Source organism: Legionella brunensis, from assembly GCF_001467025.1.
GTDB classification, from domain to species: domain Bacteria; phylum Pseudomonadota; class Gammaproteobacteria; order Legionellales; family Legionellaceae; genus Tatlockia; species Tatlockia brunensis.
Genome location: NZ_LNXV01000005.1, coordinates 57,785 through 69,753 on the forward strand (window position 1 = coordinate 57,785; position 11,969 = coordinate 69,753).

Below are 11,969 nucleotides of genomic sequence, written 5' to 3' on the forward strand. Positions count from 1 at the left end.
AAGCACAGAACTGTGTATGTATAACATGTGCTTTAATGCAGCAATATTTGTGGTTTATCATGCTTAATAGGCGGTTTCACAGGATTTGTAGTGCGTAATTTCTTCATCCAACCATGAATATTAGCCATCAAAATTTTTTTATTGTAAGAATAATCATGATTAGCTCCAGGTAATTGTCGATAAAGATAACGATCATTCTTGATGGACAAGTGACGAGCTGCTGCCTGTGCTAATACAGGCTCATAATCAAATTGCCCAATAATATCTAACAAAGGAAAAGGTATTTTGTGTATTAAATTAGGGATTTCTTTGTTTTCCGGTTGGTCAAAAGCAGAAAGGAAGATCATGCCATTAACTTGTTTAGACTGAAGCTTAGTAAAATAATTTACCGAACCCTCCAACTGAGAGCCATAGTGGATAACAATCATTCTTGGGTTATTTTTTTGTCGTAAGGCTGATAATGCTTCAGGTAATTGCTCAATCCAAGGTACTGAATTAATCTGTAGGCTAGTATTCAATAAGGCTATAGACCAACCATGCTTGGCAAGCTCCGTACCCAGGTTATCGACGAGTTCTGAACCTTCATTATTTTGCTCACCATTAATTATGACCACTCCTCCTCGTTGCTTTTTACCCTTAAAAAGCAAATACGGCAAAACAACTTTTTGTTGCTTTACAAGAATCTCTAAACTTGCCGCACGCACTTCCGCAAAATTTAGAAAAAACAACAAGCAAAAACCGAAGAGTAATCGCATAGCCCTTATCCTGTTGTTTGAGGTTCGGTAAACTAAGCAATTTTCCTGCCTATTTAAACTTTATTAGGAGTCATGAAATTCAGTGTTGCACTCTCAGTTTGCAGAAACTGCGAAATGTCCTGGGCGATGAGCAAACACCACCCAGATAATGTTTATTTAGCTGATAAACTCTACACCTTGAGAGTCTAAGAATGCTTTGGCTTGTTCAGCCATGATTTGATGAGCAGGAGCAGTTGGATGTACAGGGTCAAAAAATAAATAGCCTTCACAAGCATCCATTTCATTTTTAGGTTTAATTTTGGCAGCCATATGGAGAACAGCTCGATTTGAAAGCTTGTCCACTACAACATCATAGCAAGTATCAGTAATGTTACTAAACCCATATTTTTCTGGGGAAACAACTAAATCATGCAATGTTTTATTAACATCAAAATAGAGCCATTGAATTTCAGGATAATCCTGTTGAAGATTTTTGAGGCTTGATTCCAAGAGTTCATTATGTTGATTAGCTAGATAAGTCAATTTTTCTTGGGAATCAAAAGCATTAGCAATCGGTGTTTTGCCTAAATCAGGTAAATTTACGATTAAAACATGTTTAGCTCCGGCATCTGCCAAACGCTCTAATTGATGAGTAAGACCCAGATTAACGTCACTCAACGTTTTTTCGGTGTCGTCAGGAACTCCCAAATAATTATTTGCACCTATCCAAATAACGAATAAACTGTCTTCATCAGCTTTGTCCTGATGCGCAAGAAAATAAGTATCAATTTCTTTCTTTAAGGTAAACAAAACATCTTCATCGGGATCTTCTGAAATACCTGCACCACCAAAAGCATAGTCAAATAAATGCGCGGAAGGTGCAGTCGGAAAATACGCCGCTACCAAATTCTCAACCCACACTGGACCATTAGTAAAGCGTCCATGGTAATAGGGAGGCGATTGAGGCAATTTTTGATGCATGTATTCATAAAGATTGCCGTTGTCCGATAAACTGTCACCAAATACAACTATATCATTTAAAGGTTTTGCAGTTAGCAATCCTGAAAAAAGCAGGAGGAACCCGGTAAATAAAATTTTCATCCGCCACCTAATCAGTTGATTTTCCATAGAAAAACGTCGAATTATATAGGTAAAAGGTAAGTTGATCAATTTTTTCTATAAAGCGTTACGATTAAAATCAAGTATTGATATAAATTCAACCCACCCTAACTTCTTGAACTTAGGCTAAGCTTAAAGTTGGATATTCATTTTAAAACGTCTGCATTTTGAGATAGATATGACGCAAGAAACCGAGACCGCCAAGGTTAAAAACCAACATATTGTCGATCTTTTGGTTCAGATTGAAACCCTTCCTCATCCTGTCATTATAGAAATATTAAATTACCTTACACCTGAAGAAATTAAAGCTGCGATACCCTATCTTCCTGAAGAAGGTAGCAAGATTTTCAAGCTATTTAAGGAGGATGGTTTTTGGCTTTTAAAATGCCAAAAACATTTCCCAAATACCCAATTAATGCGCAAAGCAGGACAAACTGAATTTGATTTTTTTTGGGAAAATTACCAGGAAGAATATAAAGATTACCCCGAAAAAAGTATCAACTTATTTTCCTTAGCAAAAGAAAATAAACTGTCCATCCAGGAGATTCAGGATATTAATGATTTATATAGAGTCGATAAGAGAAATCTTACTCTTCTGGATTGGATTACTTTAAATTGCAATCAAGGTCTTTTGAATCAAATCTATCAGCAATTTACTCCCACTTTGACGTCACCTCTTGATTGGGCTATCACTTGCCTACAACCTTTGGATGTTATAAACAATCTGACGCATACCTCAATAGATTCAACATATGAAGCAATTTTTATAAAAGCAGCTTCTTGCGGTCATTTAGAACTCGTTAGAGACCTATACGAAAAAGTTATTAAAGATAGATATATGGGAGAAGCACATACAGAGATAATTCGTGGAGCATTATTGGGGGCTACTCAAAAAGATAGATTAGAAATGGTTGAATACCTAATAAGCTCTATTTTAAAAGATAGGCCGGATCAGTATCTTGCGAGTTGGGGCATTGTGCTTGAAACAGCTGCTTTTCATGGAAATACCAATCTTGTTAAGTTTGCTATTGATAAGGATACACAACCAGTACTTGACGAACAAAGTGAGAATCAGCATTTTTATCAAGGATGGGTTAATGCTGCTTCAGAGGGGCACTTATCTATTACTGAATTACTAATAGATAATAGCAACCTAAAGAAAGTAGATATCAGTGAGGCTTTAATAATCGCTACTGATAAGAAACAATGGAGAACTGTTGAATATTTATGTGAATTAACTACCGACAACAAACCTTGGCAAGCAAGCATAAGTCGCACATTAACTAGGGCAGCTGAACATGGAGAGTGGCGACTCGTTCAGAAATTATGTCAACTACAAAGTGACAATCGCCCTAGCCTAAATGACCTACGCGAAATTTTTCTATTCTCAGCCCAAGATAACCGATATAAAGAACCTGCTATGCAAACATTTGAGAGCTTATTGCCCTTAGTCAGAGCCAATAATTTTGCAGAAGATCTAACCAATGTCTTCATTGGCTTAGTTAATTTTGGGAAATTTGATCTCGCTACTAAACTTTATAATGCCTCTCCCATCAATAATAAACCCAAAGTAGGTGAAGTCCAATTACGTACTCTAATTTGTAATGACCAATATTCTTTGTACAGAATCATTTTTAAACGAACCCACAAAGAAATGAATAAAAAGCAGTTAAGAGAGCATTTACGACTTGCCTCATTCAGTACAGTATCTGACGAATTTAAGTTTTGGTTAAAAAATGCTGCCTCTCCCGAATCCTATGACAATTTAACTAGTTCGCATGAAAATAAAATTGATAAAATCTGTGCCCTATTGGAAGATTATACGAAAAAAAACTCATCTTTTAGCCGGTTTTTTCATGGTCATTGGAATAGGCATCATACTGAAGAAATTGCGTCTATCGTAGACAAAATAAAGAATAAAACCATTGAACTTCCAGACGTTGTTTCCCAATTAAAAACGATACAACCTGCTAATAAAGAAGGCTCTATTGCTCGTCGAATTCAATACATACTAGATAGGATTACTGTAGAAGACGAAATATCACTCGAAGAGACAATCAGAGTAGAAAATACGTTTAATTGAATCATTTTAAAACCACAGTTTTCAATTTCATTTAGAGTAGACGCCTAGATTTAAGAATTAGATCAAGACGCTGATTATAATTTTGTCTTTGCAGCCAATGCGAATAACTATAGCAATAACGAGCCTACCACAATAAAAATGATTGAGGAAACAGGAGCAACAAATGTTGGCCTATTTTTTGAAAATTATGAATCATCCAGTCTTCCGACAATTGGTAGTATTCAAAAACTAAATATGGAAATGGAGTTTAATAATGGTGGACCTAACGTGGATAATGTAGCTGAACTTAATTTTCTGAAGGAACTTATTCTTTTAATGCGACAGCCATTGAGTATGGATTAATTGCAGCTCTTATTGCCACAGCCATCCTTACAGGGGCACTCAATACGCGACAACAGATGCTTTAGCAAGCCTTGGAGAAAAAGCATATGGCTCTGATCATGATGTATTGGATTTAAGCGGCCTTTCTATGATTACACTGTTTATTGAAAAGTGCTTCTCGAAATGAGAGCGCTTTTTCTTTTTTTATAATTTAAACTACACAGGTTAAAAAATTTAATTTTTTTATAATCATGACTCTATTTAAAAAGGATTTTTACATGAAGAGCAAACAATTTATCACCATTTTTTATCAAAAATTATTAGCTATCCTAAATAATCAGAAACAATTGCAAGACACACAAATTTATTTTCAGCAAGAAGATAGAAATAACGAACGTTATTTCTGTCGGGCAACTTTCGGTCTATACGGTTGGAATCCAGAGGATGCTAGTAAATTTAGTGCAGCCGTGGCAGAAGCCTTAAGAGAGACAACACTTCTTTTTTTTACTACAGACGATGCTAAATTAAGATTAATTCAAGATTGCAGTGAAACAATCAAGACAAAACTAATTCCGCAATTAACTCTAAATTTAAATCACCAGAATCCCTTTGAAGAACTTAAACAAAAGATTGAGAAAGAATTAAAACAACTTTCTCAAGAAGAACTCTCTTTTAAAAATCCTTATGTTTTATTTGCAAGTGTATCAGCTGTAGCTGTTGTTGCAACCGCCGTTGCTTGGAATTTGGCACAACCTAATCCATAGATTAACCTTGTAGGTTGGTTTGTAAAATTCCAACCTACATTAGAACAAATATCTCTAATTATGCGTTACCTAGTGAAGTGAGTTTTAACTGGCGTCCACAAACCCAGGCACCATTTAAATCCTGGAATATCTTTTTTGACATGCCTTGAGGCAACCGAACGGTAGAATGATCTTCATGAATTTTAAGACCAGTAATAAAACGGCTTTCTAATCCGGCTTCGTTTGCTATAGCGCCAACAATATTTCCAGGTTTAACACCATGTACTCGTCCTACGTCAAGACGGAATAACTCTTGTGGGTAATCATCACGAAATTGCTTCCTACTGCTACCTCTCTCCGCTTTGGAACTACGACCAGATTTAAAATCATGGCCCCTATCTTGCGAACGAGCTTGAGATTCTTTCGGTGCACGAGGAAGTTTAGGTAATTCACGTTTCCAAGGTTTATCTTGATTGAGTAAAAGAGCCAGTGCTGCAGCAACATCAAGAGGTGAAGCCTGATTTTGTTTAAGAAATTCTTCAATAATATGACGATAATCGGACAAATTTTCATGCTGCAAACGCGCGCTGATATTTGCCATAAAACGTGCTTGCCTTGCAGTTTGAATCATGTAGTCATTAGGGACAATAATCTTTTCAATACGCTGACGAGTATGACGTTCGATAGTGTTTAATATGCGCGACTCTTTCGGCGTAACAAATAAAATGGTGACACCACTACGACCTGCCCTTCCAGTCCGCCCGATTCGGTGGACATAAGTTTCACAATCATAAGGAACATCATAGTTAATGACATGAGTGACTCGCTCTACATCCAAGCCTCGTGCTGCAACATCAGTTGCAACTAAAATATCAATCGCTCCCTGTCTAAATTGAGCAATCACTTTTTCGCGCAGAGCTTGTGTGATATCACCATGAATTGCCATAGCGCGATGACCTTGCTGCTGCAATAACTGGGCAACTTCTTCCGTGCTACTTTTAGTGCGAACAAAGACAATAACACCCTGAGAGTCCTCAACTGCCAAAACTCGTAGCAATGCATCTGGTTTTTGCGCCCCAGAGGCAAAAAGAAAACGCTGCTCAATTGTTTTAACCGTGGCAGTCTCTGCACGAATTTCAACAGAGGCGGGGTTATTTAAATAGCTATTCGCTATTTGACGAATACGGTAAGGCATTGTTGCTGAGAATAAGGCAATTTGTTTTTCTGCAGGTAATTTAGCTAGGATAGCTTCTACATCTTCAATGAAGCCCATACGTAACATTTCATCCGCTTCATCAAGGACAAAGGTGGTTAAATTACCAAGTTGTAGAGTTCCACGATCAATATGATCAAGTATGCGACCAGGCGTTCCTACGACAACTTGTGCACCATCCTTTAATTGCTTTAATTGGCGTCGATAATCTTGACCACCACAAAGAACGGAAACAGAGACATTCGTATGGGCACTTAATAGCTCGAATTGCTCACCGACTTGGATCGCTAATTCACGAGTGGGGGCCAAAATTAATGCCTGCGTAGCCTGCGATTTGGTAGATAATCGTTGCAAAATGGGTAATGCGAATGCCGCCGTTTTACCTGTACCAGTTTGTGCTTGAGCAATAACATCTCGACCTTCTAGTAATAAGGGAATGGTTTGCACCTGCACTGGTGATGGCATTTTAAACTTCATGTCCTCAAGTGCTTTTAATAGAGCCTCTGATAAATTGAGGGCAGTGAAGTTTAGTAATTCTTGTGTCATAAAAAATCCAAAAAAATCGTAGAAATCCCAGTGGGTTAACTAATGTAAAAAATGCGCAGTATAATAACAAAATAAACAGGAAAATGCACGAAATTTATTCTTCTTTAAGAAACTGCATTTGTTCGATTAAAAAATTCGCAATCAGACTTATAGGTGACTCGAATTGCATTATGATAGCAAGATTTTGTCTAATTTTCAATATTTTTGTAAAAATTAAGCACAATTATGTATAATTTATAATAGGATACTTGAATTCTAGTTCAGGAATGAATAATGACTTATGAGTGATCATGTAAGTAAAAAGCCAATCGTGGTTGTCCGTAATGCTAAAATCGGTGATATTCCCCGCATCCGCACTTTAGTGGCACGCGCCTATCCTACTCATATGGATACATATAACCCTGATGCGCTGCGTGGGCAAATTCACCATTTTCCTCAAGGTCAATTTGTTGTGGAATATGAACAACAAATCGTAGGCTATTGTGCCACCTTTAAAATCAGTGGAGATATTGCTCTCCAACCTCATACCTGGGATGAAATTACTGGAGGTGGTTATGCTTCTCGTCATGATCCTAACGGTGATTTTCTTTATGGCATGGAAGTTTGTGTTCATCCCGAATATCGTGGTTTACGGATTGGTAATCGCTTATATAGCGTCCGTAAAAAATTATGCTTGGCAGAAGGTCTAAAAGGCATTGTCTTTGGTGGTCGCATCCCTCGCTATCATAGGCAATATAAAAAATACCCTAACGTCAATGATTATATTAACGCTGTAATCACAAAAGAGGTTAAGGATCCTGTCTTGTCTTTTCAGTTACGTAATGATTTTCAACTGATTGGGGTATTATCGAACTATCTCCCAATTGATAAACAATCATTAGGTTTTGCTGCTCATTTAGTTTGGTATACCCCCCTTGCCATGATTTCCGAAAAAACCGAGTCTAAAAAATCTTTGCCTGAACAAATAGCGGATAAGGTTCGATTAAGTGTTGTGCAATACATGCAACGTCGAGTTCATTCTTTTGAAGAATTTTCCCAGCATGTGGAATATTTCATTGATGTAGTTGCTGATTATTATGCCGACTTTGTTCTTTTCCCTGAATTATTCACGTTACAACTACTTTCTATTGAAAATGAAAACTTAAGCCCCGAACAATCGATTTTAAAATTGACTGAATATACTGAATCTTATTTGGAGTTAATGTCATCATTAGCAGTGAAATACAATATAAATATTATTGGTGGCAGCCATCCTACCAAAACCAATGACACTATCTACAACATTGCCTATGTATTTCTACGGGATGGGCAAATACATGAACAATACAAGATTCACCCAACCCCTAATGAGAAATATTGGTGGAATATCCATGGCGGCAATCAATTGACCACAATTATGACAGACTGTGGCCCCATCGCTGTTCTTATTTGCTATGATTGTGAATTTCCTGAATTAGCCAGACATGTCATTAACCAAGGCGCTAAAATATTGTTTGTCCCTTTTTGTACAGATGAAAGACAAAGTTACATGCGCGTGCGTTATTGTGCCCAGGCTAGAGCTATAGAAAATCAATGTTACGTGGTTATGGCCGGCAATGTGGGCAACCTACCCGGCGTTACCAATATGGCTATTCAATACGCGCAAAGCAGTATTTTTACTCCTTGTGATTTTCCTTTTGCGCGAGACGGCATTGCAGCCGATACAACGCCTAATGTAGAAATGGTTTGTTTTGCTGACCTTAGTATGCATAACCTGGAGGTCGTACGTAATCAAGGCACTGTTCTTAATCTGAAAGACAGACGCCACGATTTATATTCGGTACGATGGAAACACAAATAATGCATTATTTTGTTTCAATTTTTTGTCCAGGGCAAAGATTGTACTCCTTTAATGCCTTGACGACATTAAAGCTGATTTCACTGGAGATATTTTGTTTTAAGTCAATGTCCTTAATGTAATACCACAAATCAACAATCACATGTAAACTATCTTTAGCGGGAACCAGCTCATAAGAAACAGTGGCATTATAAGGTGGTTCTTGAACGATATGGGGATTCTTTTTTACCACATTTAATAATACACGTTCAGCAAGTTCAAGATCACTACTACTATCTAAAATTACCTGGCTATTGATACGGCAGATTTTATTGTCGCGATAAGTGTAATTAGTAACCGATTTATTAATTAAATGAGAATTAGGAATGATAACATCCGCATGAGATAACGTTGTGATTTGCGTTGATAACAAACGTATTTTTTTAATATAACCTTCGGTGTTATCAATAACGACTCTATCACCTGGAGTTACAGGTTTGTGAATTAGCAAGATAATACCGCTGACAAAGTCACTCGCAAGATATTGCAAACCAAAGCCAATACCAATCGATAAGGCTCCCGCAATCACTGCAAGACTTGTAAAGTTTATGCCGGCAATTAATAAAGCGATGACTAAAGCAATACTAAACGCCGAATAATTAATCAGGGTACCAACATTATCCTGCCTATATTTCTCTCCCTTAAAAGCACTATGCCGCGCCGCATACGTTGCAAGCGCCCTACCCAGCATAAGTAACAAACAAAATGCTATGGCTGCCCGTACGATCCTCATTGGCCAAATATATAGGCCATAGACATAGCCACCTTTGAAATACCATGTTCTTAGATAATCAATATAGTATTGGGAAACACCCCATATTTTCATTAGTACAAACATAGAAAATATAATGAAGCCTATGTTTAGAATGATGCGTATCGTGAAGAGTTCAATAAGGGGTTGGTTTGATTTAAGTCCTAACCAGGTATGAATTTTTTCTGAGGCAGGATTTCCTGGGTTATCAAACAATGAAAATAACTTGCCGAGAAGATGACTAACTTTCCATATAATGGCAAAAATAAGCAATGTAATAATAATATTGGGAATAAAATAAACGGCAAAATTACTATACCCTAACCAAGCCATTACAATTGTAAAAGCATAAACACCAATTAATAAAAATTTGATAATTTGCAATACGATACCGGGTATTACTTTAAAAAAATCCAAGCGAAAAATAAGCCAACTCAACCACGCAAAAGACAGAATCAGTAAGGTAGAAAACAACAAAAAACGAAACCCTAAAAGAACCGGATGAATCCATTGTTCTTGTATTACAATAGCAGCGAGGTGACCGAGAAATAAGAGCGTAATAAATAGAGTGGCCCGTATATTTATATCATCTATTAAACGCTCACTTACATGCGACACATATTGACGCAATAATGCCAAAGAAAATCGCATGACCGTAATTATTAATGCATAGGATAACAATGCATCAAATAGTAAAAGCAAACTAGGCCGGGGAAGAGCATTAGTGAACACACCATGCAAGTAAATATCAGCAAGCAGCAAGGCTAAAAATAAAAATAACCCACTTTGCGAAACCGCTATCAGCAGTTTAGAAGTAAATTTTCCCTTTCTATTTTTTATAGAGCGCTTATAAATGCTATTAAAGACAAGAGAAAAAAGCAGCCCCACCCCGAAAATCAAGCCAATGATTATTAAATCATTTTTATTTAATCTTGAGATACCGCTTGCTTGATACAATTTATCTTTTTGAATAGCAATAGTGAAGAATTGTTTTGGATCAAGTTTATCCCAGATGGGTGGTGATTTTATTAATAAGCTAAACATACGCGTGTTAGCCATTCTGGTATTAATTTCGTTTAATAACTCCTGTGCCTGATAATTAAAGAAAACGCATTCAGCCGTTTCTTTTACCTTAATATTTTTATCATGAAGCAATTCTTGATAGCGCAAATCATTTTGCTTCATTAGCATCGAAGATATTTCATTACTACTGAGTAATTCATTAATTTTCTTTAATTGTATTTTTCCATTTTCAACACAGTTGTTGGCTTGCTCTTGTAGCGAGTGGATTATTTTTACTGCTGAATAGAGCTGCTCGTAATTAACATTCTTTGTTGATAGTTGATGATGGATGGCTTCCAGTTGTAAAGTCGCTTTAGGGACATCAAAATCACTATAATCTTGCGACTGTAAAGCAGCAAAGATAACTTTAAAAAAGAATAATAAAATAATGAAGGCAGCTGATTGTCTAATTCTCTTCATCACCTGTTCCTGAATTGCGTTTTAGCTACAACTGCTTGGGTATAAAAGAAAATCCTACTGTTAATAATAGCATCTTGATAGCAAAAAATAGTTTGCCAACATATTTAAGAAAAGCAGTCAATCTGGAGATCAAAGGGGCTGAATTTACTCGTTTAAATTAATACCCGTAAGGATTTCGTTTTGCACCATGCGCTCGTTTTTCAAAATGTTGGTAATCTTGCACATCGTACCAGTTGCCTCCCCAATCCCAGCCATTTTGTGTGAAAAGCTTATAAATGAAACTATCTTTTGTAATTTTGCCAGGATAGTTTTTTTTACGGTCAACAAATTTAGTGCTACTGCGCGGCGTCACCCGTTTTCCAGACACATAAGGGTTAATTTTAGGATTGATATCAATAGCACGACCATAGCTGTGCTGTGAGAAAATACCTGGATGACCTGTTACAGGCCGACAATTAAAAGCGCTGGTATTATTTGCTGCCATAGCGACATCATCATTTCCTTTAAATGCGTCCATTGTCTGCATTTGTTCGATAGGGAAATGCTGTAAATAAAGTGACTTGAAAATCTGCACAACTTCTTTAGCAAGCGATTTATTAACGATTAATACTCCGAAGTGGGTTTTTTTATCAAACCCCCAATAAGACAATTTAATATAACGTAGGTCCTTTAATGGCAAAGGACAGTCTTTATGCCAGGTATACATTTTTATGCGTTTTTGAACGGCAGGGGGGATTAATGAAACATGGCTTTCAAAACCTTGTTTTGCTGTTTCATGCGCATAAATCAACACGGGGAAAAAAACCATAAATAAAGCAAAATGAATTAGGGTCTGTTTATAATTCGCTAGCTTGAGTCGAAAAGCCTTGATTTTCAAGCATCGTAGCGCAGTATATAGAAAGTATCTGAGCAACGAAGCACAGAAAATCAAGGCTTTTCCAACTAAAATAGTAGAATTATAAACAAACCCTATTCTCATTCTTTCTAGTGATGACTTAGTTTCAAACCTATAATGGCAAACTACCTCAAAAAGACCCGCTAATATTAAGAGCAACCATGCCATGATTCATCCATCAGAAAAAGAAAAACAGGTTTAGGCTC

At 36.8% G+C, this 11,969-nt stretch carries 10 protein-coding genes; 5 read left to right on the top strand and 5 right to left on the bottom strand.

The window, feature by feature from the left end; genetic code table 11:
* Positions 1 to 32 precede the first annotated feature (32 nt).
* Together Lbru_RS04060 and plaA are read right to left on the bottom strand one after the other, a co-directional pair.
* Positions 33 to 755 (bottom strand): type 1 periplasmic-binding domain-containing protein, encoded by a 723-nt coding sequence (locus tag Lbru_RS04060; RefSeq protein WP_058440917.1) that lies wholly within the window; start codon positions 753 to 755, stop codon positions 33 to 35.
* A 156-nt stretch (positions 756 to 911) separates the two neighbouring features.
* Positions 912 to 1,835, bottom strand: a complete 924-nt coding sequence (gene plaA, locus Lbru_RS04065) for a GDSL family lysophospholipase PlaA (RefSeq protein WP_058440918.1) — start codon at positions 1,833 to 1,835, stop codon at positions 912 to 914.
* 196 nt (positions 1,836 to 2,031) lie between these two features.
* Between plaA and Lbru_RS04070 the strand changes: the two genes are divergently transcribed.
* The 4 genes from Lbru_RS04070 (at position 2,032) to Lbru_RS04080 (ending at position 5,021) form a co-directional block, all read left to right on the top strand.
* Positions 2,032 to 3,936: a DUF5617 domain-containing protein gene (locus tag Lbru_RS04070; RefSeq protein ID WP_058440919.1), complete on the top strand. Its 1,905-nt coding sequence runs from the start codon at positions 2,032 to 2,034 to the stop codon at positions 3,934 to 3,936.
* A gap of 138 nt (positions 3,937 to 4,074) precedes the next feature.
* On the top strand, positions 4,075 to 4,278 hold the full coding sequence (locus Lbru_RS04075) for a hypothetical protein (RefSeq protein ID WP_058440920.1): 204 nt from the start codon (positions 4,075 to 4,077) through the stop codon (positions 4,276 to 4,278).
* Positions 4,278 to 4,343: a hypothetical protein gene (locus Lbru_RS18010; RefSeq protein WP_420795306.1), complete on the top strand. Its 66-nt coding sequence runs from the start codon at positions 4,278 to 4,280 to the stop codon at positions 4,341 to 4,343. The genes Lbru_RS04075 and Lbru_RS18010 overlap by 1 nt, the downstream gene beginning before the upstream one ends.
* Before the next feature lie 192 nt (positions 4,344 to 4,535).
* On the top strand, positions 4,536 to 5,021 hold the full coding sequence (locus Lbru_RS04080) for a hypothetical protein (RefSeq protein WP_058440921.1): 486 nt from the start codon (positions 4,536 to 4,538) through the stop codon (positions 5,019 to 5,021).
* Positions 5,022 to 5,079: 58 nt separating this feature from the next.
* On the opposite strand, the gene Lbru_RS04085 is transcribed toward Lbru_RS04080, so the two are convergent.
* Positions 5,080 to 6,759 carry a DEAD/DEAH box helicase gene (locus Lbru_RS04085; RefSeq protein ID WP_058440922.1) on the bottom strand — a complete coding sequence of 560 codons (1,680 nt, stop codon included), beginning with the start codon at positions 6,757 to 6,759 and terminating at the stop codon, positions 5,080 to 5,082.
* Between the two features lie 280 nt (positions 6,760 to 7,039).
* On the opposite strand from Lbru_RS04085, the gene Lbru_RS04090 reads away from it, so the two are divergent.
* Positions 7,040 to 8,599 carry a bifunctional GNAT family N-acetyltransferase/carbon-nitrogen hydrolase family protein gene (locus Lbru_RS04090; protein WP_058440923.1) on the top strand — a complete coding sequence of 520 codons (1,560 nt, stop codon included), beginning with the start codon at positions 7,040 to 7,042 and terminating at the stop codon, positions 8,597 to 8,599.
* Between the two features lie 4 nt (positions 8,600 to 8,603).
* On the opposite strand, the gene Lbru_RS04095 is transcribed toward Lbru_RS04090, so the two are convergent.
* A complete protein-coding gene (locus tag Lbru_RS04095; protein WP_058440924.1) occupies positions 8,604 to 10,868 on the bottom strand; it encodes a mechanosensitive ion channel family protein in 2,265 nt (754 codons plus the stop codon).
* A 157-nt stretch (positions 10,869 to 11,025) separates the two neighbouring features.
* Entirely contained in the window at positions 11,026 to 11,661 is a 636-nt protein-coding gene (locus tag Lbru_RS04100; protein ID WP_162262386.1) for a M15 family metallopeptidase, read from the bottom strand.
* Between the last annotated feature and the right edge of the window lie 308 nt (positions 11,662 to 11,969).